General features: G+C 65.3%; 31 protein-coding genes. 24 read left to right on the plus strand and 7 right to left on the minus strand.

Translation table 11 applies throughout. The annotated features are described in order from the left end of the window. Nucleotides 1–2: 2 nt before the first annotated feature. From V7778_RS04150 to V7778_RS04225, 16 genes are all read left to right on the plus strand, one after another. The gene (locus tag V7778_RS04150; protein WP_335552074.1) at nucleotides 3–212 is read left to right on the plus strand and encodes a hypothetical protein; all 210 of its coding nucleotides are present in this window, start codon (nucleotides 3–5) and stop codon (nucleotides 210–212) included. Nucleotides 213–223: 11 nt separating this feature from the next. Further along, on the plus strand, nucleotides 224–538 hold the full coding sequence (locus tag V7778_RS04155; protein WP_335552075.1) for a hypothetical protein: 315 nt from the start codon (nucleotides 224–226) through the stop codon (nucleotides 536–538). Next, entirely contained in the window at nucleotides 535–1,080 is a 546-nt protein-coding gene (locus V7778_RS04160; protein ID WP_335552076.1) for a hypothetical protein, read from the plus strand. Before V7778_RS04155 ends, V7778_RS04160 begins: the two co-directional genes overlap by 4 nt. Further along, on the plus strand, nucleotides 1,077–1,709 hold the full coding sequence (locus V7778_RS04165) for a hypothetical protein (protein WP_335552077.1): 633 nt from the start codon (nucleotides 1,077–1,079) through the stop codon (nucleotides 1,707–1,709). The genes V7778_RS04160 and V7778_RS04165 overlap by 4 nt, the downstream gene beginning before the upstream one ends. A 99-nt stretch (nucleotides 1,710–1,808) precedes the next feature. Then, entirely contained in the window at nucleotides 1,809–1,970 is a 162-nt protein-coding gene (locus tag V7778_RS04170; protein WP_335552078.1) for a hypothetical protein, read from the plus strand. A gap of 9 nt (nucleotides 1,971–1,979) precedes the next feature. Continuing rightward, nucleotides 1,980–2,804, plus strand: a complete 825-nt coding sequence (locus V7778_RS04175) for a major capsid protein P2 (protein ID WP_335552079.1) — start codon at nucleotides 1,980–1,982, stop codon at nucleotides 2,802–2,804. 9 nt (nucleotides 2,805–2,813) lie between these two features. Next, nucleotides 2,814–3,098: a hypothetical protein gene (locus V7778_RS04180; protein WP_335552080.1), complete on the plus strand. Its 285-nt coding sequence runs from the start codon at nucleotides 2,814–2,816 to the stop codon at nucleotides 3,096–3,098. A 50-nt stretch (nucleotides 3,099–3,148) separates the two neighbouring features. Then, the gene (locus V7778_RS04185) at nucleotides 3,149–3,406 is read left to right on the plus strand and encodes a hypothetical protein (RefSeq protein ID WP_335552081.1); all 258 of its coding nucleotides are present in this window, start codon (nucleotides 3,149–3,151) and stop codon (nucleotides 3,404–3,406) included. Between the two features lie 9 nt (nucleotides 3,407–3,415). Further along, nucleotides 3,416–3,928 carry a hypothetical protein gene (locus V7778_RS04190; RefSeq protein WP_335552082.1) on the plus strand — a complete coding sequence of 171 codons (513 nt, stop codon included), beginning with the start codon at nucleotides 3,416–3,418 and terminating at the stop codon, nucleotides 3,926–3,928. Nucleotides 3,929–3,931: 3 nt separating this feature from the next. Continuing rightward, on the plus strand, nucleotides 3,932–4,750 hold the full coding sequence (locus V7778_RS04195; RefSeq protein WP_335552083.1) for a hypothetical protein: 819 nt from the start codon (nucleotides 3,932–3,934) through the stop codon (nucleotides 4,748–4,750). Between the two features lie 2 nt (nucleotides 4,751–4,752). Beyond that, a complete protein-coding gene (locus V7778_RS04200) occupies nucleotides 4,753–5,316 on the plus strand; it encodes a lytic transglycosylase domain-containing protein (RefSeq protein ID WP_335552084.1) in 564 nt (187 codons plus the stop codon). Continuing rightward, on the plus strand, nucleotides 5,313–5,762 hold the full coding sequence (locus V7778_RS04205) for a hypothetical protein (RefSeq protein WP_335552085.1): 450 nt from the start codon (nucleotides 5,313–5,315) through the stop codon (nucleotides 5,760–5,762). Before V7778_RS04200 ends, V7778_RS04205 begins: the two co-directional genes overlap by 4 nt. A 1-nt stretch (nucleotide 5,763) precedes the next feature. Next, nucleotides 5,764–6,240: a hypothetical protein gene (locus tag V7778_RS04210; RefSeq protein ID WP_335552086.1), complete on the plus strand. Its 477-nt coding sequence runs from the start codon at nucleotides 5,764–5,766 to the stop codon at nucleotides 6,238–6,240. 1 nt (nucleotide 6,241) lies between these two features. Further along, nucleotides 6,242–6,430 (plus strand): hypothetical protein, encoded by a 189-nt coding sequence (locus tag V7778_RS04215; protein WP_335552087.1) that lies wholly within the window; start codon nucleotides 6,242–6,244, stop codon nucleotides 6,428–6,430. A gap of 4 nt (nucleotides 6,431–6,434) precedes the next feature. Further along, entirely contained in the window at nucleotides 6,435–6,821 is a 387-nt protein-coding gene (locus V7778_RS04220) for a hypothetical protein (protein ID WP_335552088.1), read from the plus strand. Nucleotides 6,822–6,823: 2 nt separating this feature from the next. Beyond that, on the plus strand, nucleotides 6,824–6,964 hold the full coding sequence (locus V7778_RS04225; protein ID WP_335552089.1) for a hypothetical protein: 141 nt from the start codon (nucleotides 6,824–6,826) through the stop codon (nucleotides 6,962–6,964). 93 nt (nucleotides 6,965–7,057) lie between these two features. On the opposite strand, the gene V7778_RS04230 is transcribed toward V7778_RS04225, so the two are convergent. The 3 genes from V7778_RS04230 to V7778_RS04240 all read right to left on the minus strand — a co-directional run bounded on the left by V7778_RS04230 (nucleotide 7,058) and on the right by V7778_RS04240 (nucleotide 10,934). After that, a complete protein-coding gene (locus V7778_RS04230; RefSeq protein ID WP_335552090.1) occupies nucleotides 7,058–7,357 on the minus strand; it encodes a hypothetical protein in 300 nt (99 codons plus the stop codon). Between the two features lie 357 nt (nucleotides 7,358–7,714). Further along, nucleotides 7,715–8,575 carry a hypothetical protein gene (locus V7778_RS04235; RefSeq protein ID WP_335552091.1) on the minus strand — a complete coding sequence of 287 codons (861 nt, stop codon included), beginning with the start codon at nucleotides 8,573–8,575 and terminating at the stop codon, nucleotides 7,715–7,717. Nucleotides 8,576–8,936: 361 nt separating this feature from the next. Then, nucleotides 8,937–10,934 carry a hypothetical protein gene (locus V7778_RS04240; protein WP_335552092.1) on the minus strand — a complete coding sequence of 666 codons (1,998 nt, stop codon included), beginning with the start codon at nucleotides 10,932–10,934 and terminating at the stop codon, nucleotides 8,937–8,939. A gap of 266 nt (nucleotides 10,935–11,200) precedes the next feature. On the opposite strand from V7778_RS04240, the gene V7778_RS04245 reads away from it, so the two are divergent. The 3 genes from V7778_RS04245 to V7778_RS04255 all read left to right on the plus strand — a co-directional run bounded on the left by V7778_RS04245 (nucleotide 11,201) and on the right by V7778_RS04255 (nucleotide 13,831). Then, entirely contained in the window at nucleotides 11,201–12,604 is a 1,404-nt protein-coding gene (locus V7778_RS04245) for an NfeD family protein (RefSeq protein ID WP_335552093.1), read from the plus strand. A 15-nt stretch (nucleotides 12,605–12,619) separates the two neighbouring features. Continuing rightward, nucleotides 12,620–13,387, plus strand: a complete 768-nt coding sequence (locus V7778_RS04250) for a slipin family protein (protein WP_335552094.1) — start codon at nucleotides 12,620–12,622, stop codon at nucleotides 13,385–13,387. A 165-nt stretch (nucleotides 13,388–13,552) separates the two neighbouring features. Further along, nucleotides 13,553–13,831 (plus strand): hypothetical protein, encoded by a 279-nt coding sequence (locus tag V7778_RS04255; protein ID WP_335552095.1) that lies wholly within the window; start codon nucleotides 13,553–13,555, stop codon nucleotides 13,829–13,831. Between the two features lie 7 nt (nucleotides 13,832–13,838). Here the strand turns inward: V7778_RS04255 and V7778_RS04260 are convergent, their stop codons facing one another. Further along, entirely contained in the window at nucleotides 13,839–15,029 is a 1,191-nt protein-coding gene (locus V7778_RS04260; protein ID WP_335552096.1) for a tyrosine-type recombinase/integrase, read from the minus strand. Between the two features lie 213 nt (nucleotides 15,030–15,242). On the opposite strand from V7778_RS04260, the gene V7778_RS04265 reads away from it, so the two are divergent. Beyond that, entirely contained in the window at nucleotides 15,243–15,686 is a 444-nt protein-coding gene (locus tag V7778_RS04265) for a DUF411 domain-containing protein (RefSeq protein ID WP_335552097.1), read from the plus strand. A 100-nt stretch (nucleotides 15,687–15,786) separates the two neighbouring features. Then, nucleotides 15,787–16,152, plus strand: a complete 366-nt coding sequence (locus V7778_RS04270) for a hypothetical protein (RefSeq protein WP_335552098.1) — start codon at nucleotides 15,787–15,789, stop codon at nucleotides 16,150–16,152. Between the two features lie 17 nt (nucleotides 16,153–16,169). On the opposite strand, the gene pnuC is transcribed toward V7778_RS04270, so the two are convergent. Further along, a complete protein-coding gene (gene pnuC, locus V7778_RS04275) occupies nucleotides 16,170–16,763 on the minus strand; it encodes a nicotinamide riboside transporter PnuC (protein WP_335552099.1) in 594 nt (197 codons plus the stop codon). A gap of 96 nt (nucleotides 16,764–16,859) precedes the next feature. Beyond that, a complete protein-coding gene (locus V7778_RS04280; protein ID WP_335552100.1) occupies nucleotides 16,860–17,360 on the minus strand; it encodes a pyridoxamine 5'-phosphate oxidase family protein in 501 nt (166 codons plus the stop codon). Between the two features lie 162 nt (nucleotides 17,361–17,522). Here V7778_RS04280 and nadB point away from each other — a divergent pair, with 162 nt between their 5' ends. Both nadB and V7778_RS04290 read left to right on the plus strand, forming a co-directional pair. Beyond that, complete coding sequence (gene nadB / locus V7778_RS04285) at nucleotides 17,523–19,151, plus strand: L-aspartate oxidase (protein WP_335552101.1); 1,629 nt, start codon at nucleotides 17,523–17,525, stop codon at nucleotides 19,149–19,151. Between the two features lie 43 nt (nucleotides 19,152–19,194). Continuing rightward, complete coding sequence (locus tag V7778_RS04290) at nucleotides 19,195–20,094, plus strand: DMT family transporter (protein ID WP_335552102.1); 900 nt, start codon at nucleotides 19,195–19,197, stop codon at nucleotides 20,092–20,094. A gap of 60 nt (nucleotides 20,095–20,154) precedes the next feature. Here the strand turns inward: V7778_RS04290 and V7778_RS04295 are convergent, their stop codons facing one another. Further along, nucleotides 20,155–22,017, minus strand: a complete 1,863-nt coding sequence (locus tag V7778_RS04295; RefSeq protein WP_335552103.1) for a hypothetical protein — start codon at nucleotides 22,015–22,017, stop codon at nucleotides 20,155–20,157. 275 nt (nucleotides 22,018–22,292) lie between these two features. On the opposite strand from V7778_RS04295, the gene V7778_RS04300 reads away from it, so the two are divergent. Next, the coding region (locus V7778_RS04300) for a Sir2 family NAD-dependent protein deacetylase (RefSeq protein WP_335552104.1) at nucleotides 22,293–22,877 on the plus strand (585 nt) is incomplete at its 3' end.

Here is a 22,877-nt window from a genome sequence, read left to right on the forward strand (position 1 = left end):
AAATGGGCTTTCAATCGATGCAATCGGTGGCTGTGAAAGACGATGTGATGGACGAAGACGGCGATGTTCTGCTGTCGGCGGGGCAGGCCGGCTACGTCGTCGCCGACAAAAGCGTGGTGGTCAATGGTGTCTCGGAAGGCGAAGTCGACGTGAAGATGGATCACGACGGCATCGTGTACAGCCTGGACGTTTCGCACATCCGCGCGCTGTAAGGAGCAGGACCATGGCCGCCGTAAAAACCAAGCTGGGCCGCATCCCTTGCGATTGCTGCGGCCATCCTGTCGTGCTGAAAGAGAACGAAGCCGGCACCCTTACCGTGTCGTGCGACGAATGCGACGTGTCCGCGTTCGCGAAGAAGGGGACCGCCGCCGCCACGAAGTGGCGCGCGAAGCTGCCCGCGCAAGCGCCTGAGAGCGTGCCTAAGGCACCCGCGCCGGCCCCGGCCGCGCCGGCACCTGTCGAGCAGCCTAAGGCACCGAAGAAACCCGCAACCCCGTTTGATCCGCTGGGGTTCCTGAACAAAGGCAAAGCCGCATGAACATCAACGAAAACGAACCGGGCGCGAGCCCAAGCAATGAGCTGGCCGGCCTGATGCTGCAGGCCGACCAACTGGACGGCGAGCAGGCCGCGCAAGCGCCTGAGGCGCTCCAGGCGGCGCAGGAGGAGGCGCAGGCGGTTACGCTGGCCGATGCGAACCGCCAGGGCGTGGCGATGATCCTCGGCGTGTCCGTGCCGATCCTGAGCAAGCTGTACCCCTCGCTGGCCGAGGTGTACACCCCCGAAGCCTGCGAGGCCGTGTCGGCGTCCCTCGGGCCGGTGCTGGCGAAGTACAACGTGAATCTGGCCGAGTGGGGCGGGAAGTATCAGGAGGAGATCGGCGCGCTGTTCGTGTGCGGCCCTATCGCCTGGGCGACCGTCCAAGGCGTCAAGGCCGATATCGCGGCGCGCGCCGCCAGCAAGCCGCTGGAGCACAGCAAGCCGTCCCGGCCGGCCGAAGTGGTCACGGCAGGCGGGGCGGCGCTCAAGCCGGGGGACTATGGATTCCAAGAGGCGCAGGACCGGGCGCTGGCGGCGGCATGAGGACGAATCAGGCGAACGACGCCGATGTGATCGCGGTCATCGGCGCGACCGGCAGCGGCAAGGGCGTCTACATCAAGAACTATGCGTTGAAGAAGGCCGAGCGCCGCCTGCTGATCTGGGATTACATGCGCGAGTATGGCCCGCTGACCGATATGCAGACTGAGAAGATCGCGAGCGCGCTCCAGACCCTCACCGGCAAGCAGTTCCGCACGGCGTTCCTGCCCTCGTTTGAGGACAAGGTACGGCAAAAACAGTTTGATCTGTTCTGCAAAGCGGCGGTAACTGTGGGCGATCTGCGGCTGGTGGTAGAGGAGCTGGCGTTCGTCACCTCGCCATCGTTCGCGCCGGCTGGCTGGAAGATGGTCACCAGCGTGGGCCGGCATAAGGGGCTGCGCGTGATCGGCGCCAGCCAGAGGCCGGCGCAGGTTGATAAAGCGTTCTGGTCAAACTGCACGGAAATCCACTGCGGATTCCTCAACTACGACGACGATCAAAAGACCATGGCGCGCGCCCTGGGCGTGTCCCTGAGCGATATTCAAGCCCTCCAGCCGTTGGAATACATCCACAAGAATGTCCGCACCAAGGAAATTAAATTCGGGCGCGTCAAGGTCCCCGGCAAGGCCCCTTAGGGAGCGTGCCTAAGGCAAGAAATTCGCGCATCGGCGTCCGATTGGAGAAAGTGAGGCTTCTTAAACGAAGTCTCACTTTTTTTACTAAGGACACATGAAATGCTGACGCAATCGGAAATGATGAAGCTGGGGATGGCCCTCGGCATCTGCTTCGCCGTCTACAAGTTCGCCCCGCATCCGGCCCTGAGTGCCGGCGCTATCGCGGTGGGCGCTGTGATCGTCGCGAAAAAAGCGCCGGTTCTCAAAGACGCACTGGCTTAAGGGGGAATCATGGGCGCACGCATCCGTACCTACTCCTTCCAGAACGTCGTACCGAACGGCATCGCAACCTGCGACCTGAACGGCCTGCTGGGCTACACCATCGAACGCCTGATGCTGCGCCTGAGCGGCACCAGCTTCACCAAGTCCATGATTACCGGTATCGTCCTGAAGGCGAACGGCAAGATCATTTACGACTCGACCGGCCCCCGCCTGGACTCGCGCAACCAGTATCGCGGCATCACCGCGAATGCCGGCTTCCTGACCATCGACTTCGCCGAAATCCGCGCAAAGACCGAGCTGGGTCAGAACCTGGGCTGCCTGGACACCACCGTCGGCATTTCCAATCTCAAGCTGGAAGTCACCATTGCCGGCGCGACCGCTCCGCAACTGGAAGCCTTCGCGGAAGTGAACGCGCCGCAAATGGACCCGGCGCAGCAAGCGACCAAGGGCCTGATCGCCAAGGTTCACGCTACCACGCTGACCATCGGCGCGGCCGGGACCTTCTCGATCCCGATTCCCCACCTCGCGCCGGCCGACGGCGGCTCGATCTTCAAGCGTCTGCACTTCTTCAGCGCGAATATGACCGGCCTGCTGATCAAGAAAAACGGCATTGTGATCGAAGAATCGATCAAGACGCTGAACGACTACAACCAGGCGGAATATCGCAAGGTCCCGCAAGCCGGGTTGTACGTGTACGACGCCATCGTGGACGACGTGCAAAGCCAAGTCCTGAACACCCGCAACGCACAGACCATGGAAGTCCTCGCGACCTTCTCGGCCGGCGAAACGATCACGGTCGAGGCCGAACTGCTGGAACCGCTCGGCGCGTTCTAAGGGGCCGTCATGGACGAACAACAGCAAAGCGGTAGCTGGGACGCCTGGATCCAGGCTACAGCCGGCTATGCCATCGGGGCGTACGTGGATCGGGAGCTTCGTGCTACCCAAGGCATGTACGACCCGGCGCAGGCTTACGGCGTGGATCAATCGGGCCGTGTGTACCAGCTCGGCCAGACTAACCAGCAGATTACCGCGACCGTCGCACCGACTGTCGGCGGTAGCCTGGGCGGGCTCATGCCGTGGCTGATCATCGGCGCGGTGATCCTGTTCGCCACCTCGGGGCGCAAGTAATGGCGACGGGGAGGGCTGCGGCCCCAATGGACCCGTGGAGCGCGGGAATCATGGCACTCGGCAGTATTGCGGGCTCGCCGCCGCCAAGCCAGACGGCGGCGCTCAACTCGACCACCAACTTCGATAACTCCGGTTTCGTGGTGAACATCGGGGGCGGCACGGCGACGAGCACCAACGCAAAAACGGAAATGCCGACCGTGCGCGAAACGGCGCGAGCCGTAGCGGCCGGCGCGGGTAGCCTGCTGGCGAACCCGGCATTTCTGGTGCTGATCGGCGTCGGGCTGTACCTGTACCTCAAGCATAAGTAGGGGTAAGAAATGGGACTTTTCGACAGCAACAAAACGACCACCACAAGCCAGACCACCAACAACGACCAGCGGCAGGTCAACACCACCACGACCAGCAATTACGACCTGTCGAACCGAAGCACGAACGTGACCAACGTCACCGACGGCGGCGCGATTGCGGGCGTGGTGACGGTGGTCGGGCAAGCGCTTGATGGGGCGTCAAAACAGACGCTCGCTGCCTACAACTATGCGGACAGCATTTTCAGCGCGGCGAACGTGAGCGTGAACAACGCGAGCAAGCGCGTGGCCGATGCCTACAGCGCGGCGGCAACCATGTCGCAAGACGCGCTTGTGACGGCGCGGCAGGCATACCAGGATGCCACGACGAAAACGGCATCGGCGTATCAGGTGGCGCAGGCCGCGACCGCAGACGCCTACGCGGATGCGAAAGGCACGACCAACTCGCAAAAACAAATTATTTTGGGGGTGCTCGCGGTAGCCGGTGTGCTGGCTCTCGCGGCCTTCCAGCGAAAGGCAGGTTGAGCCATGCAATACGACTTCCAAGTTACGGCGGGCGGCGCGCAGCGCATTGAAGCCACCGGCCGCTTCTTCAAGTACATCAGCGGCATCGGCCGTGTTCGCGTCACGACCAGCAAAGGGCGCGTGATCGACCTGATCCCAGGGCAGGGCGTCTGGGGCGAGGAGTTCACGGGCCTGAGCGTCAAAGACCTGTCCGGCGCGGGCAACGTCGGGGTGATCCTCGCGGGAGACTTCGACTTTCGCGACGACACGATGTATGCAGGCGAAGGCACGTTCAAGACGAATTCCGATTACAGCACGATCACCGAGGGCGGTAACTGCTATGTGGGCGGCACTCGGCTAGGCGCGGGCGTGGGCGCGGGCTATATGGTCTTCGGTGGCCTTGCAAATCCGGCTAGCGCGGTATCCACGGCATATGTCGAGCAGCTCAACGTTGCGGTGATCAATGCTGCAGGGGCGATCATCGCCAGCGAAGTGAATATCTGCATCGCGCAATGGGAAGGGGACCCGGACCTTGTCAACTTCCCGTGGTTCGGAAGCCTGAAAAAGCCGCTGAACAAGAAACCGGGCGGGCCAGTGGCGGGTGCTGGCTTCGGCTGGGCAAACATCGTCAAGAGTGGTGCGGAAACGTCCCTCCAGGCGATCACGCGAATCCTCGGCGCGGACGTCGGCGCATCGGTGCTGACCATTCCAACGATGACCGGCGCCCTCCGCGTGGAGGTCCCTTTGCCGCAGCCGCTCGCGGTTCCTCCGGGTTACGCCCTGTTCTTCTTGGCGAAGGATGGGGAGGACTGCTGGCCATTCCTGAACATGCGTGAGGCGTGACCATGAAAGCCAGTACGGCCCTCGCGGCGGCGGTGATCGTCGCGGCGGCGATGTACTACGCATGGCCGAGTGAAGGCGCAACGGCCGGCGACGACGAATCGAACAACATTCTGGACGCGGTGGACACCATGACTAGCAAAATTAACGGCGGTTGGCCTTCGGGCTCCGCACCCTACGAAGAACTGATCACCTGGGCGGCGGGCCTGCATGGGGTGCCCGTGCTGGTGCTCGCGTGGCTGCTCTGGAAGGAATCGCGGTTCCTGCCCGAGGTCATCAGCGGCGCGAAGCGCTCGCGCGTCGGCGCGCTGGGCATTGCCCAATTCATGCCGGCGACGGCCCGCGAGGAGCTGGGCAGCGAAGCGGCGGCGCTCGATCCGCAGCACGCAGTGCCAGGCGCGGCGCGCTACCTCGCGAAGCTGTACCGATCCACCGGGACGTGGACCGAAGCGCTTGCCGCGTACAACTGGGGTATCGGCAATGTTCAACGCAAGGGGCTGGCGGCAGCGCCGGCCGAAACCCGCGACTACTACACGGTCATCATGAACCGGGCAGGGGAATACGTATGAAAGAGCTCGTACTGGTGGCCGCAATCGGCGCGGCCGTGTATCTGGTGGTGCAAAAGCAGGCGCAGGCACGCGCCGCGGCGAATCCCCCGGCGCTGGCCGGTGGTGGCATGACGGCGGCGCAACTCCAAGCGGCCGGCGTCATGTATACGCCCGAACAGCGGCCGGCGACTAACATCAACGGCGAAATGTGGGGCGCGCTCCTGGGCGCGGGTTGGAAGGCCCTCAGCAACTCGATGAGCAACGACAGTGACACTGGCTTTACCCGCAACTGGTACGGCCAGCTCACGACCATGGACGGCAAGCCGGTAAGCGAGAGCGATTCGCTTGTGTCCTACAGCGATCCGTATCCGGGCCTGCTGGAAAGCACGTACGAAACCGACTACCTCGGCATGATCAGCCCGTTTGACGCCTACCTCGACGGCGGGCAAGACCAGATGGGGTGGTAGCGTGAGCGTCAAGGGCGATCTGATCGCGGTGGGAATTGCCGGCGTGGTGCTGCTGGCGGCGGCGTGGTTCGCCAAGCGAAAGCTGGGCGAGGCCGCGACGGCCGTCGCGCCGTACGTCAATCCTGCGGACGGCCGAAACGTGATCAACCAGGGCGCGACGGCGATCTACCAGGGCATCACCGGGAGCAAGGGCTCCATCGGTGGCGACCTGTACGACCTGTGGAATCCGCCGCGCGAGAATGTCGCGCTCGATTTGCTGCCGCTGGGCGCGCCGTACGCGGTCGACTTCTACCAGTACCTCACGAATAGCGACGGGAACCAGATCGCGGACTATCAGGACGGAGTTTTGTTCCGTGGCGCGTTCAATCCAGCATCCGACAACAACCTGATCTATCGAGGCGTCAACAACGTCGGGGAGTACTTCACCGGCAAAGAGGGCTGGACCCTTGGCGGCGCAATCTACGATTGGACCCATTGAAATGACCGTACCTGTCAACCTGAAAAAGATCGTGCCGAGCGTGCCGGAAGTGGCGCGCGAGGCTTTGATTGTCCTCGGCGGCATCCTGATCGCCGCATTCATCTTGTCGCGCTTCCCTCGGCTGCGTGATTGGGTTGCATCCCAATCCGTGACCCTGAAAGACGACAAGGGAAACACCCTGTGGGGCTGACCATATGAGCCTACTGACCATGATCGCGCCGGCCCTTGTGCCGGCACTCTCGGACGGCCTGCGCGGCCTGATCGCCAAGTTCACCGGCAGCGCGGGCGCTCAGCCGCAGAACGTAGGGGAGGCAATCCAGCTGATGGAAGCGCAGACGCGGCGCGTCCAGGCGCTCGCCGAGCTGGACAAGCTGCCAGACGGCGCGGCGCAATGGGTGGTGAACCTGCGCGGGGCGTTCCGGTACGTGGTCTGCGGCGGCGTGGTGGCGGCAACGGTTGCCGGCACCTATGCCGGAGTGGACCCGATCTTCCTCGCGCTCCTGTATGACCTGAGCGGCGCGAGCATGTCGTTCATCATTGGTGAGCGCATGTATATCAAATTGCGCGGGGCGGCGAAGTGACCATGGCCGAACTGCTGCAGTATGCGAACGTGCTTGTGTTTCCGGCGTTCGGATACATCATCGTGCTCGAAAGGCGCATCACGAAATTACAGGTGCAAATCGAGTTCCTCGTTGACCAACTGAAGGGAAAAAAGCATGGGTAAGAAGCGCACTCCAGCGCGCGGCAAAAACGGCCGCTTTAAGCGCAAGAAGAAGTGAAGCCGGTTCACATCCTGTATGCGGCTGCGGCCGTGTACTTACTGGCCCGATACCTTGCGGACCGGACCGCGAACCGATAGCCCGCCGAGTGCGGGCTTTTTCTCGACCGGCGCCAGGGCGATCACATCGGCCGTGACGACACCAAGGCGGGCGGGAAGCGGCCCCATGCCCATTTGCCGGTGGCGTAGATCGGCCTCTAGGTGCTGGAGCCTTAGAATCTCAGGAACCCACCAGGGAACGCGCGTGCGGCTGTTGAGCCAGTCGCGCACGGTGCGTTCGTCGCGCCGGAGCCGGCGCGCCAGCACGGGCAGAGGCACGCCCATTGCGTAGTAAGCCATTTCGGTGGGATTGCCGTATCTGAGATTCGGGTATCGCACAGTGCCTCCTAGTCGAGTTGTAAAAAAAGCCAGAGTGAGTATCTCTGGCTGTCGAGGGCCGGTCTGTACGTCCCGGCATAGTGCGTTTTTGCTCGATGTGTTCACGTCCCCGTTTTACGCATAATCTATATTATGTTAAATGCGCTATCTGTTGGCAGGTAGTTCGAGGGGTAACTGAACCGGTGTCGCACTATCCAGCGTGAGCCCCCTCCGCTTGTAGGAAGCGGACTACCCGCGACACCGCGCCTTTGCCGGGACCTGTGACCGCGTGAGACGGCAAGCTACTGTCCGTCTCCGGCGCGCGGTCTTCCCTGGCCATCAAACCGCCTGCCACAAGATCGCGGACGCGTCGTCGGCCCGCTTCACCGCCAGTGCGGCGCCGCCGAAGCTTACGCGCTCGTACGCACGCAGCTCGTCCAGCACCGCATCGAGTCCAAGGTCAAGGCAGCGCAGCGCCAGTTCTTCGGACGTGTACAGTCCGTAGGGTTCGACGAGACGATAGAAACCGTCCGTCATCACGAGCAGCGACGATCCCGGCGGCAGCTCGTGCTCGACGGTCCGCGCAGCAAAGGGACCCGCCGGCTTCAGGCACAGGATGGACGGCGACGGCCAGCTGTTCTGCGCTTCGCGCCGCGCGCGCAGCATCGGCAGGAGCCGTGCGCGCCGCTGCGCCGCGTCGGTAACGCCCTGGGCAAGCAGCCGCGCGATCTCGGCCTGCAGCACGGCTTCCTGCGGATTCACGAAAGGATCGAGATCGGCCACGCCTGCCTCCGGCGTGTACAGGAGCGTCGTGCAGTCGCCCAGGCTGTACAGCCGAAGCCGTCGGCCTTGCTCGCCGTCTTCGATGCGGGCCCAGGTCATCGCGCCGATCGGCCACGCGTGCAGCGGCACCTCGATGCCGCCGGCGCGCCGGATGAATTCCTCGTGCAAGGATGCGGCTGCACGGTGCGCGCACTCGTGCTGCGCCAGTCCCGTGTCCGCGTAGCGGACCAGCTGATCGGCGAAGCCCTGCGCGAACCAGACGACATCGCCGCGCTCCGGGTCGATGTAGTGGCGTTCGGCGACCGACGTGCCGCCGTCGATCACCAGCAGGTCGAGCCTGCCGGGGGCCTCGTGGAAGACCACCACATCTTCGTTCGCGTCGCTTTCCGCGCCTGAGGAAACGGTTTGTACGCGCATTGCTGAAATCCCTCCCCAACTTGCAAGGAAGGCAATGTACCGGGGGGAGCCGGGAAAAACAAGCGTTTCCCTGTCGATGACGCATACTCGACAATATATCTGCTAATGTCGAGTGAGTTCTCGTGCGTTTCCTGAGCAAAGTTTCGCTTCTTGGAAATTTACTTGCGCCGCAGCGGCAGGCTCTTCCATGAGCGGATCTCCGGCAAGCGGCGCCGGGGTCGGTGGATTCGCGTGGAGACAATAGCAAACCCGCCCGGCCCCCAGGCCGCAAGGGGCCTGCCGGAGGGTCCAGCGGTACGCGGCCCTCCGGGCGAAGCGCCCTGCCTCGCGACTTGGCACGCCACCCCGCTCCGGGTGCGCTTCAGTCGCGCAAGGCCAGCTGCCCTTCGACCACCTCGTCCTGCCCTTGCGCGCCCTTCGCGCCGGCAGGCTTCGCCTTCGCGGGCCTGCCATTGTCATAGTCGACGGCTTCTTGGCCTGCCGCGTCGGTGTGCGTGATGCGTATGCGCAGGCTGTCCCTCCCCTCCGCCGCATCAATCGCTTCGAGCTGGAAGCGGTGGCCCGGGCGTCCGTTGAGGCGCCCTGTTCCCTCCAGGCGCGCCGCCCGTCCAACCCTGGTCGCGGCAAGGATCCGGTCGGCACGGAACTCCACCGGGCCGGACAGGACCAGAAGCGGCCCTGCCTTGCCTGCCTGCGAAGCGGGCGCCGCCTGCGCGCCGAGCGGCGACCAGAGCGTGAAGCGCAGCGGCCCGGAGGCCGGGCCGGCCGCGTCGCCCGCGGCCGCGAGGGCTCCGCGGCCGCTGAGTGTGGCCATTCCCGGTTCGTGGACGAAGACCTCCCTGCGCACCTGGGTCTGGCGCCCGCCCGAATCGGCGATCGTCACGGTCAGGGTGTGAATGCCGGCTACGCAGAAACGGTGCTGGAAATCGATCCGGCCGACGCCGCGCGCCTCGCGCAAGAGCGGGAGCGGCGCAGTGCAGCCATCGGACCAGTCGACCCGGGCCGTGTGGCTCTGCGTGGGTGAATTGTCGACGAAGCCGAGCGACAGCCGCAGCTCGGCGCCGAGCGCCGCTTCACCGGGTAGTCCGGCGACCGGCCCGAGCACGGGGGCGTCGGTGCCCCGGGTGCCGGGACGCAGCAGCACCAGCCCCGCGTTCGAATGCGCTGCGATGACGCCCGCATCGTTGATCGCTGTCGCCGCATGGATCACGAGACCGGGCGGCGCCCGGTAGACGCGCGTGGTCAGGTCCAGCGGCTTGGCCGGCCCGGGCCAGCGCACCGCCCGGAAGCCCTGGCCCGGCCGGCGCTCGAGCGCGCCGACCATCTCGCCGCGGTTGTTCAGGTCGACCAGGTCGGCCAGCCGTGCGCCGCCGCGCGGCAGCAGCACCAGGCCACGCGAGCGTGACCAGAGATAGGGCAGAACATTCCCGCCGGTTTGGGTCAGGCCCGCCACGTCGCCGCGGTCGTTCAGGGCCGCGACCAGGCGGATGCCGGCGCTCTGTGCGCCGATCGGCACCCTGCCGCTGCGCGGACTCCAATAGAAGGCGAGTTCGCTGTCGTTGGCGGCGTTATCGGAGACCCCCGCCGCCGCGCCCCATTTGTTGACGTGATAGGTGAAGCCGCGCAGGCCCCCCATGGTGCCCAGGTCGGTGACGCGGCCGGCGCTGTCCCAGACGGTCGCGTGGATGCTGCCGTCCGCCACGTCGGCGAAGCCGCCCGCCACTGCGGCGTCATTGATGGTCCAGGCCTCGGACAGCGACAGCGGGAGCGGCCCCAGCATGCGCAGCCGTCCGTCCGGATCCCAGCGCACAGCGCGCGCGGTAATGCCGGCCGCCGGGATGGCGCCGGCTACCTGGTTCTTGTCGTTGACCGCGCGTGCACTGGCACCGGGCGGCCCGGGGAGCGCGCGCATGCCGCGTGCGGCGGTCCAGGCGAAGGCGCGCTGTGCGCCGAAGGGTTCGCCGGCATCCAGGGTGTCGCCGACCACTACGCCGCGGTTGTTCAGGCCCCGTACCACAGTGGAGCCGCCCCCCAGGGAGCCGAGCGAGTACATGCGCTCGCCATCGAAGAAGCCCGCATCGCCAAAGACGGACGAGGAAAAGGCTAGCTGCCCCTTCTCGTTGAGGTAGGCATTGGCGCCCTCCTCCATCGGCATGTTCACCACGCTGTAGTAATGCGGACCGTATACGCGATGGTCGGGGCTTTCCAAGTCCGGCGCGATCACGGCGGCTTCCTGTTCGGGTAAGGCAGGCTGCCCGCCGCCCTTGGCCATGCTGCTGGCGGCCAGGGCCAGGGGCCCAAGCAAGGCCGCCAGCGCCCACGGGCCGATGCGGGGACGTTTGTCTGGTTGCTGGTTCATGTTGTGCTCCATTGCTCGAAGTTGGTTGCCGCACGGGACCATGCGCGGACTCCGGTGCCGGCGGCGCTGAAACCAGACTGTAGGCCGATCGCCGGCTGCGAAGCTGACGCGGCACAAACGCGCCCGATGGTAAAAATGCGGTGTAGACTGAACTTACTCGCTCCGCAGCGTTCGTCACGGACGTACATGCAAGCAAACGAAACCGATGGCAACGCTCAGCGGTCAAAGCCATGACGCGGCGTCGATGCGCATGTTTGGAGAGAACGATGTGCTGGCGAAAATGCTGGTCCCTACTGGCCGTGGCGCTGATGGCGTTCGCGGCATGGACGCATGCGCCCGCGGCGGGTGGCCGCAGCGTCGGCCTATTGAGCGTCGACGGCGCCATCGGTCCGGCGACAGCCGACTACATTGCACGTGGTATCCAGGACGCCGCCAGCCGCCGGTTCCAGCTCGTGATCCTGCAAATGGACACGCCGGGCGGCCTCGACACCTCGATGCGCGCCGTCATCAAGGCCATCCTGACCGCGCCGCTGCCGGTGGTCGTGTACGTTGCGCCCAGCGGCGCACGCGCCGCCAGCGCCGGCACCTATATTCTGTATGCGAGCCATGTGGCGGCGATGGCGCCCGGCACCAACCTGGGCGCGGCCACGCCGGTCGAGATCGGCATTGGTCCGCAACAGCCGGGGCCGGGCCAGGCGCCGCTACCCGGTCAGGGCGGCGGCAATGAGCGTGGCAAGGACGCGCCCGAGCGCAAGAATGCGGACGCGCCCATGACCAAAAAGCAGGTGAACGACGCTGCCGCCTACTTGCGCGGCCTGGCCCAGATGCGCGGCCGCAATGCCGAATGGGCGGAACTCGCGGTGCGCGAAGCCGTGAGCCTGAGCGCCCACGACGCCCTGCAGCAGAACGTGATCGAACTCATCGCCGACGACGTCCCGTCGCTCCTGGCCCAGCTCGACGGCCGAAAGCTGCTCGTGCACGGGAAAACCCATCAGCTCCACACCCGCGATGCTTCCGTGGTGCCGATCGAATCCGACTGGCGCAACCGCTTCCTGGCCACGATCGCCAACCCCAGCGTGGCCCTGCTCCTGATGACCATCGGCATTTATGGTCTGGTGTTCGAGTTCATGAATCCCGGCTTCGTGGCGCCCGGGGTGATCGGCGCGATTTCGCTCCTGCTGGGCTTGTACGCCTTGCAGCTGCTGCCGGTGAACTACGTCGGCCTGGCGCTCATCCTGCTCGGCCTGATGTTCATGGTGGCCGAGGCTTTCTTGCCGAGCTTCGGGGTGCTGGGCCTGGGCGGCGTGGTGGCCTTCGTGGCAGGGTCGCTGATGCTGATCGACACCACCCTGCCCGGTTTCGGGATTCCGCCGGTCCTGGTCCTGGCGTTGGGAATCATGAGCGCCCTGCTCCTGGTGGGCGTGGCCCGGGTTGCGCTGGCCACCCGCAGGCGGCCCGTGACCAGCGGGGCCGCCGGCCTGCCCGGCTCCCTGACCCGGGTCGAAAGCGTGCGGACGGCGGGCGGATGTGAAGGCTGGGTGCGGCTGGAAGGGGAATTATGGAAGGCGGTCAGCGACGCGCCCCTCCGGCCGATGCAGATGGTGAGGGTGCTGCGCCGCGACGGCCTGACGGTACGGGTGGAACCGGTCGAGCACGAGCAGGAAGGATAAACGGGGAGGATGAGCATGATCTTCGAAATCGGTATCGGCATCGGAGGACTCCTGGTCCTCGTGCTTGGGCTGCTGGCGGCCGCGATCCACATCCTGCGCGAGTACGAGCGCGGGGTGGTGTTCCAGCTGGGCCGCTTCTGGGGTGTGCGCGGTCCGGGCTTGATCATCATCATTCCGGTGCTGCAGCAGATGGTGCGGGTCGACATGCGCACCGTGGTCCTCGACGTCCCGACCCAGGACGTGATCTCGCGCGACAATGTCTCGGTGAAGGTGAACGCGGTGATCTATTTCCGCGTGGTCGACCCGGACAAGGCGATCATCCAGGTCGCCAACTTCCTGGAAGCGACCAGCCAGCTGGCGCAGACGACCTTGCGGTCGGTGCTGGGCAAGCACGAGCTCGACGAAATGCTGGCAGAGCGCGAGCGCCTGAACATGGACATCCAGCAGGCACTCGACGTGCAGACCGATGCCTGGGGCATCAAGGTGGCCAATGTCGAAATCAAGCACGTCGACCTCGACGAATCGATGATCCGCGCCATCGCGCGCCAGGCAGAGGCCGAGCGCGAGCGGCGGGCCAAGATCATCCATGCGGAAGGCGAGCTGCAGGCCTCGGAGAAGCTGCAGCAGGCCGCCTTCGTGCTGTCCCAGCAGGCCGGCGCGATGCAGCTGCGCTACATGCAGACCCTGAGCGCGATCGCCGGCGACAAGACCTCGACCATCGTGTTCCCGCTGCCGGTGGACATATTCTCGGACCTGGCCGCAGCCCGGGACGGCCGGCGCTGAGGCATCCCGGAATCGGCGACCAGGGATTGGCCGCGTGATTTCGTCGCGCCGCTCCCTTCGCTGGGGAGCGCGGCCACGGCGCGCACGGCAGGCGCGGACGGTTTGCGCCCGGGCTTTCGCTGCGGGACAATGGGTCATGCGAACTGATCATTCGAAAGGAAGAGCATGAACATTACCGTGAAGAATACGACGCCGGACACGGCGCGCATCACGCTGGTAGGCGAACTCCAGGACGGCAGCTTCGACGCGAAAGTCATGGCGGAAACGGCCGTTCCCTACACGCCCTACTGGGACAAGCAGCTCGAGCAGCGCATCATCTACATCCAGCCCGATCCGGAACAGCTTGCTTCCATCCTTGCCGCCCTCAACGACCGCCGTCTGTCACTCGACGAGTTACAGAATTACGGCAGCGCGGCCGGCGGTACTTCCTCGATTCCCGTCTGAGGGCTACCTACAGCAGTCCCTTGGCGCCCGGGGCGCCGACGATCTCGTCGTGACGCTCGTGATCCTGCTTGTGCAGGTAGGCGGCGGTGGTCGCGATGTTGGCGTGGCCGGCCGTATCCTGCAGGGTCTTGAGCTGGACCCCGTTGTTGGCGTGGTTGGTCAGCATGCTGTGGCGCAGCCAGTGGGCCGAGGCCTGGCGCAAGGCCGATGCGCTGTCGCCGTCGCCCCTGGACGCGGCCTCGTCGGCCGCCGCCTGGAACACGGCCTTCAGTGCTTCCGACGCCGCTTCGTCGGTCAAGCGCACGAATTCCTTGCTGCGGCTCGACAGGACCAGCGGCATGCGGTCGGCGCGCCCGGTCTGTTCGAGCAGGCCGAAGGCGCGGCGGTAGTCGCGAAAGGCGGCCAGCATGGCCGGCGGCACCGGCAGGCGGCGCGGCTTGGCGCCCTTGCCCATGACGTCCAGCCACCAGCGCCCGTCTCCTTCGCTGTAGATCGCGCCCATGTGGGCGCCGACGATCTCGTTGAGGCGCGCGCCGGTCTGGGCGAAGGCCACCAGCAGGAAACGGTCGCGTTCGCGCTGGCGCAGGGCCGCTTCGCCGGCGGCCGGCCGCCCTTCCACCGTGGCCAGCGCCAGCGCGATCGCCTCGGGCGTCAGATAGCGCGTGATGCGGCTGGCATGCGGCGCCCGCACATTCCTGACCAGGCGCGCCGGATTGCGGCGCAGGTAGCCGGTCTGCTCGGCATAGGTCAGCACACCCTTGACAGCGATCATCGCCTGGCGCCGGCTGGGGTCGGACAAGGGTCCGGAAAACGGCCGGTAGCGCGGGTCGCTGCGCGGCCATTTGGTGGTGCAGATCCAGGTGGCTGGCGGCTGCTTGAGGAATTCCTTGTAGGCGTTCAGGTCGGCCACGCTGAGCTGGCGGAAGGTCTTGCCGGCTTCCTCGCGGCACCAGGTCAGGAAGCGGTACAGCTCCTTTTGCACGTTGGCGATCGACTTGGGGCTGAGCTCGCCATGCGAGATATACTCGCGCGCCAGCTCGGCGTCGGTGCGGGCATCCGTCACCGGCTCGTCGTGCGTATGGCGGCCCAGGCCCGCCTCGGGGCGGGTCGCGGCGGCCCGGTCCAGGCCGTCCTCTGGCAAGGGGTCGAGGTCGATGGGCAGGAAGACTGGCGGTTGCGGGGCCGGCGGGATGGACATGGGAGGCGAGGAATACTGTGCTTATGTACAGTATAGCATCGCCGCTGCGCCGCGCGGTAGCCCGGCCATGCGTCCGATCCATCCCGGCCTGACACGCTTCGATACAATTTGGCGGGCGCGGTCGGACCATGCGCGCCCCGCGCGCTGGTATAGTGACGGCGATTTTCCTGCCCGGCCAGGCCGGCAGGCTCACAGATTCCACCAGGAGCAGGCATGGTCAAGCGTTTCCTCATCCAATCCGCCAGTGCGGTGCTGTTCGGGCTCCCCCTCGCCGCCGCGGCTGCCCAGCCGGTGGTCGAGGTATTCAAGACCGCGACCTGCGGCTGCTGCAAGGAATGGGTCAAGCACCTCGAAGCGAACGGTTTTACCGTCAAGGCTCAGGATGTCGAGAACCCGTCCGACTACCGCGCGAAATTCGGCATTCCGGAACAGTACGGTTCCTGCCACTCGGGGCGCGTGAACGGCTATGCACTCGAAGGCCACGTCCCGGCGGCGGAGATCAAGCGCATGCTGGCGGAGAAACCGAAGGCCGTGGGACTGGCCGTACCGGCCATGCCGCTCGGCTCGCCGGGCATGGAAGGCCCGCGCAGCGATCCCTACGACGTGTTCCTGATCAAGAATGGCGGCAAGGCCGCAGTGTACAAGCACTACAATTGAAGCCGCTTCAGCCTAGTCCTACAGCCGCGCCGACGGCGCGCCGATAGCGCCGCGTCGCGGCGCGCGCCACAATAGGCCTCCCCCACGACAGGAGGCCGTCATGACTTCACCCGCAAGCACACCAGGCCGCCAGGACGATCCGTCGACCACGATCGGCGTCGGTGGCGCGACGTCCGGCCAGCAAGGCGCGACGCCCAGCCATGAAACCCAGCGGGAAACCGGCGGCAGCGGCGGCGACGGCCTGACCCGCAACCAGTCCGGCGAGACCGAGAACGCTCCTTCAGGCGAAACGCTGGAAAGCCAGGGCGGCATGGCCGGCGAGGCCGCCGACAGCGCCATGACCCACACCAACCGCGGCGCCCGGGACACCCGCTCCAGCCAGGCTGGCCCGATGGCCACCGGGATGGGCGCGCCCGAGACCGGCGGCAACCAGGACGAAGGCGACCTGCCCCCGGTCAGCCCTTGACGGTCAGCCCTTGACGGTCAGCCCGTGATGGCCAGCTGCGCCTGCGCTTGCGCCTCGCGCCGGGCCAGCTTGCGCCACCAGATCCAGGAAACGATCGCGTTGATCCAGAAGCCGGCGTAGAGCGCCGAGGTCAAGTACAGCTCGCGGCTGAAGTAGAGCGGCACGGCGACCGTGTTCACCATCAGCCAGACCGGCCAGTTCTCGATGCGCCGCTGCATCATGAGCAGCTGGGCGATCACACTGAACACCAGCACCGCCGAATCGACGAAAGGCGCGTAGGCATTCGTGTAGTAATGCAGGAGCGCGCCATAGCCGGCGGTCGCGGCGATGCCAACCGGCGCCATCCACAACAGGGTGCGCGGGCCGGCATGGGTGATCGGCAGCGGCGCCCCATGGTCGCCGCGCACCCAGCGCCACCAGCCCAGGATGCCGGTGGCGACAAAAAACACCTGCAGCAGCACGTCCGCATACAGCCGGTTCTCGGCGAACAGCACGCCGAACAGGCTGCAGCCGACGATCCCGGTCCACCAGGTGTGGACGCTGTTGCGTCCCGCCAGCACGATGGCCACGGCGGTGAAAGCGTTGGCCGCCAGTTCCAGCGGCCCGATCATCGCGTGCGGCGCTGGATGTTCTCCATGCTGCGCTCCAGTATCAAAACGCCTACTGTAAGCGAAAGCTATGCAGCGCGGCAAGACTGCCGGCGCGGCCTACAGACGGATGCTGCCGTGGTCTGCGTCCACGTCCGGCGTCGATCCCGTCACCGCGGCCTTGGCCATCGCAAACAGGCGCACCATCTTGCTGTCGTTCGAATCCCAATACTCGGCCGCGTGCGGCGCGACGCGCACCAGCACCACGTGCTCGTCCTCGGGACCGGCCGGGAACCAGGCCTGCACCATCGGGTTCCACAAGGCCTTGATCTGGCTGCGGTCGACCACCCGTTCGGCGGTGCCGCTGACCGAGACATAGGTGCTGTCCTCGTTGTTGGCGAAGCTGACGTTGACCTCGGGGTCATGGGGGATGCTGTCCCACAGCGCCGTGGTGCTGCGTACGTAGAACCACAGGCCGCCTTCGCGGTCGACCTGCTGGTTGGTCATGGGCTGGCTGGCCAGGTGGCCGTGCTGGTCGCGGAAGGTGAACATGGCGAAGCGCATCGCGCCGATCTTGTCGGCGAGCGCGGCGGCGTGGGCGGAAGTGTCGTTACTGGACATGGCAAATCCTCGTCGTGGTGAAAGTCCCGATCCTAGCCCGGGCCTGCCTGCCCATCCGTGCGCCGTCGTACCGTATCGGCATCTTGCGCCCGCCGCTGCCGCCCAAACGCGCCGGACGCAAATCGCTTATAGTGATGCCTCTGTACAAATATGACATTTGCCATGAAATATGACGTCGCTATTGTCGGCAGTGGCCTGGCCGGCCTGTCGGTGGCCCTGCACCTGGCCCAAACCAAGCGGGTTGCGATCATCTCGAAGCGCGAACTGCTCGACGGGGCCAGCAACTGGGCCCAGGGTGGCATCGCGGCGGTGCTCGATTCGGGCGACAGCCACGACCAGCACATCGCCGACACCCTGGTAGCCGGCGCCGGCCTGTGCGACGAAGCGGCCACCCGCTACATCGTCGAACATGGCCGCGAAGCGATCGAATGGCTGATCGAGCAAGGCGTTCCCTTCACGCGCGACGAGACGGCGGAACTGGGCTTCCACCTGACCCGCGAAGGCGGCCACAGCCAGCGGCGCATCATCCATGCGGCCGACGCCACCGGCCACGCGGTCCAGGTGACCCTGGAGCAGAAGGTGCGCGCGCACCCCAACATCGCACTGTTCGAGCACCACTGCGCCATCGACCTGGTCACTTCGGACAAGCTCACCGGCAAGGGCGTCCAGGGCAATGCGCCCCATCTAGTGGGCCAGCCGCGCTGCTATGGCCTGTATGTGCAGGACGAGCGCAACGGCAAAGTGCTGACCGTCGAGGCCGAGCACACGGTGCTGGCCACCGGCGGCGCCGGCAAGGTTTACCTGTACACGACCAATCCCGACACGGCGACCGGCGACGGCATCGCGATGGCCTGGCGCGCCGGCTGCCGCATCTCGAACATGGAATTCATCCAGTTCCACCCGACCTGCCTGTACCACCCCTACGCCAAGTCCTTCCTGATCACGGAGGCGATCCGCGGCGAAGGCGGCTTGCTCAAGCTGCCGCCCGAGGCGGGCGCCGCCGCCGGCACGCGTTTCATGCCGGCCCACGACGAGCGCGGCGAACTGGCCCCGCGCGACGTGGTGGCGCGCGCCATCGACTTCGAGATGAAGAAGCGCGGCCTCGACTACGTGCACCTGGACATCAGCCACCAGGACCCGGCCTTCCTCAAGGAGCACTTCCCGACCATCTACGCGCGCTGCCTGGAGCTGGGAATCGACATCACCAAGGAGCCGATTCCCGTGGTGCCGGCGGTGCACTTCACCTGCGGCGGCATCGTCACCGACCTGGCCGGCCGCACCGACATCCCGGGCCTGTACGCCGTGGGCGAGACCGCCTGCACCGGCCTGCACGGCGCCAACCGCCTGGCCAGCAATTCGCTGCTGGAATGCGTGGTGGTGGGCCGCGCCTGCGCGCACCAGATCGCGGCCGCGCCGGCGGTGCAGAACCCTGCGCTGCCGGCGTGGGACGAAAGCCGCGTCACCAACGCCGACGAGGAAGTCGTGATCGCCCACAACTGGGACGAGCTGCGCCGTTTCATGTGGAATTATGTCGGCATCGTGCGCACCACCAAGCGCCTCGAACGGGCCGAGCACCGCATCGAGCTGCTCAAGGAGGAGATCGACGAGTATTACCGCAACTTCCGCATCACGCCGGACCTGCTGGAGCTGCGCAACCTGGTCGAAGTCGCCCACCTGATCGTACGCAGCGCCCTGTCGCGCCACGAGAGCCGCGGCCTGCATTTTTCGCGCGATTTCCCGGACACCTTGCCCAAGGCCTTGCCGAGCGTGCTGACGCCGCGCCGGCGCTAGCTTCCCCCGCTCTACCGGCCCGCTTCGCGGGCCGCATCCCGCCATGAACCGCCAAGCCCTCACGCCCTCGACCATCCTGTTCCTGACCATCCCGCCCATCCTGTGGGCCGGAAACGCCGTGGTCGGGCGCCTGGTGCGCGACGCCGTCCCGCCGATGACCCTGAACCTGATCCGCTGGGTGCTCGCGCTGGCCATCCTGGTGCCACTGGGCCGCGCCGCCCTGCGCAGCAGTAACGGAGTGCTGGCGAACTGGCGCCGCTACAGCATGCTGGGCCTGCTCAGCGTCGGCCTGTACAACTCCCTGCAATACCTGGCCCTGCAAACCTCGACCCCGATCAATGTCACCCTGGTGGCGTCCGGCATGCCGGTGTGGATGCTGCTGGTCGCGCGCCTGTTCTACGGGGTGCCGGTCAAGCCGCGCCAGGTGGCGGGCGCCGTGCTCTCGATCCTCGGCGTGCTGGTGGTGCTGTGCCGCGGCGACCTGGAGCAGCTGGCCGCGCTGCGCCTGGTGGTGGGCGACCTCTACATGATCCTGGCCTCGATCGCCTGGTCCTTCTACAGCTGGATGCTGATGCAGCAGAAGGACGTGCCGGCGCTGCGCCAGGACTGGGCCGCCTTCCTGCTGGCCCAGGTCGGCTACGGCGCGCTGTGGTCGGCCGCGCTGGCGGGCGGCGAATGGGCCCTGAAGGGTGTCGAGATCGCCTGGAGCTGGCAGGTGGCGGCGGCTCTGCTCTACGTGGCCATCGGGCCGGCCATCCTGGCCATGCGCTTCTGGGGCGCGGGCGTGCAGCGCGCGGGACCTAGCCTGGGCGCCTTCTTCATCAACCTGACGCCGCTGTTCACGGCCCTGCTCTCCTCGGCCTTCCTGGGCGAGGCGCCGCATCTTTATCACGTGCTTGCCTTCGGCATGATCGCGGGAGGGATCGCCGTATCGGCAAGATAGGCGCCCTCCGTGAACCGCTCGAAACGGTGTGGCGCGCTTAAAACGGCGAAGTTTGTTTCCCTAGGACTTGGGCACCTTGATTGCAGTTTCGATATAGTACCCGCTTACCTCGACATAGATCGTCTCGCACTCGTCGGCTACCGGTGGAGCGGCGAAGCCGAAAGCGATCTTCTGTCCTTGTTTCAAGGTAAGTGGATATTCGGGTTTCGTCGACCTCGCGAGCGTTCCCGGCGCCCTGAAAGTCGATCCATCGGGACGTTCACAGACGACGCTGACGTCGTGCAGATAGCTTGTCTCCGGATCGAGCTCTCTGACAATAATTTGCTCCGGCCATTCGGTTAGATGCCTGCGGTTCGATCCGAGAAGCGCTTTCGCGTTTCGGCCAACAAGTATCTTCCCAATCCCGCGCAACGCGCCGTCGTTCGTCAGCAGGTACAACCGAGGGCAACTCCCGCCTGGGAATGAATTCGATATATACGTACCGCCAGCAGAGATCGGGTCGACCGCGATCCTGCGCCCGTTGACCTCGAGGTCCGCGACCAAATAATCAGGTGCGATACTCGCGCTACTCGAGGCAAGTAACTGGGCATCGCCATATCGTTGAAGAATTTCTCTTGCAGTCAATGCGAAGACGGTAACCGTGCGCGGCTGTACCTCGCCGTCGGGCTGGGCTGAGGGAACTTCAGCCCCGTTGACTGCGACAGTGTCGATAGTTGTCCCTGTCTCGCCTGTCGGGAGCGATTCGGAAGAAGAAGCTTGGCCCGGCGCAGCCGATTCGTTCGGGCCTGGTGATTCGCCGCTCTCGCTCTCCTCCACCCCTTCGGTGGCTTCGTCGTTGGACGGGAGCGATTCTGGGGCAACGGCATCTTCCTCCGCTGCCGCACCCGTGTCGATTTCGGGGGTGGTTACGAAGGAAATGGATCGGTCGAGTCCCGTGGTCAGCGGCCGCAATCTCGAAAGCGGGAAAACCGGCGTAGGCTCCAGATTGGCTCCCCCGGAATTTGCGAGCGACAGGCCTGTCGGGATGATCAGTCGATCCTCTTTGAGCAAGGTTCCATCGCCGACTCGCATTGGCTCATGATTTGGGCTCACTATTTTGTTGATTTTTATAGGCTTGTCGCTGATATTCTGTACAACGAGCACGTCCATCCGAATCTGGGGAAGGGTCAATATCACTTCCCAGCCCTGGCCTCCGCAGGACGTATCCAAATAACGTGCAGTGACGGCAAATTTCATCCCACGACATGCACCCTTAGCCAACTCCGCATACAGGTCCTGCTCCGCGGCATCCGTCGAACGCAACAGATGCAATACCTTGTCGCAGCCGATGAGCTTCGAGAACTGCACAGTGGAAGCTTGCATTTCGCCGCTCGCCATGGCTTCGGAAATTTCCAATGGCGTCATCTCCTCAACGAACGCGATCTGCCAGTCCTTTCCCATTATCGGTTGCCCGAGGTGCGCGAATGCCTCTTCTGCGGGGATGCCAAGCGACTGCTGCATCGCGCCGCTGATCAACGGCGTTTCGGACGAAATCGACTTTGCCTCGGCATCGGACAGTGATTCATTGAAACTGTTCGCGCCGAGGGGGCGGCCGAATCGCCGATGCAACGCCTCGGCGGCACGGTAGATGTCGTTCTGCCATACGATCGGACGTCCACCTAGCAAATCCTTCAGTTTCCCATCTATCTTCCCCATCAGCATGAGTGAAACGGCATCCCCGCTGACCTGAAAATGCTGGACCCGAACGAGGGGCGGCGCGTCCTCTTTCGGTGCGAGTTGTTCGACATTCTGTTTCAAAGCAGCAGCGAAGGCCACGGCGGCACCAAGCGCGACGATGATCAAGGTAACCGGATGCTTCTTCAGCCTCTCGATGAACCTGACGAGGACGGAGCTCTTGTCGGCCGACACATCATCTTGCGGCATAATGCCTCCGTTGATCTTCTTGATCGGACGTGGATCTTGCTGGGCTCTTTTGTCTCAGCGTGGCATGAGAACCAATTTACTACTTAATCTCGTGCCCATGGTCGCTGTCTCACATCAGCCTGTCGGGATGGTAGCGCTTCCCGTCGATATCGCTGTGCACTGCGCCGCCGGTGCGGGATGAGTACACTTCCTCACGGGAGGTTTTACCTCGGAATCGTGTTCGAGGGGCCACAGCAAGAGTGTTACGATCCCATGCATAGGGAGGATTTCGCAACATGGCAGAAGCCGGTTTTGTCCAAGCCACTGTCCAGTTCACGGTCCAGGATCGCGCCGAGCAACTGGCCGCCTTCCTCGACCGGCACAAGCGTACGCTGGTGCTCAGCGGCGCCGGCCTGTCAACGGCGTCGGGCATCCCCGACTACCGCGACCGCGAGGGCACGCGGCGGGGCAAGCAACCCATCCAGGGGCCGGAATTCCGGCGCTCGCCCGCGGTGCAGCGCCGCTATTGGGCGCGCAGCATGGTGGGCTGGCCGGTGCTGGCCAAGGCCACGCCCAACCCCGGGCACCAGGCCCTGGCCGCGCTGGAAGCCAGCGGCAGGATCGGCTTCATCCTGACCCAGAACGTCGACGGTCTGCACCACCAGGCCGGCAGCCGCGCCGTGCTCGAATTGCACGGCAACATACACCACGCCAAATGCCTGGATTGCGGCGCCGGGTTTCCGCGCGCCTTCGTGCAAACCCAGCTCGAGGACGCCAACCCGGCCGTGGCGCAATCGATGGCAACGCCGCTCCCGGACGGCGATGCGGCCCTCGATACCGACGCGCTCACCGATTTTCACCTGCCATGGTGCGTGCACTGC

Source organism: Massilia sp. DD77, from assembly GCF_036961685.1.
Taxonomy (GTDB): Bacteria; Pseudomonadota; Gammaproteobacteria; order Burkholderiales; family Burkholderiaceae_D; genus Telluria.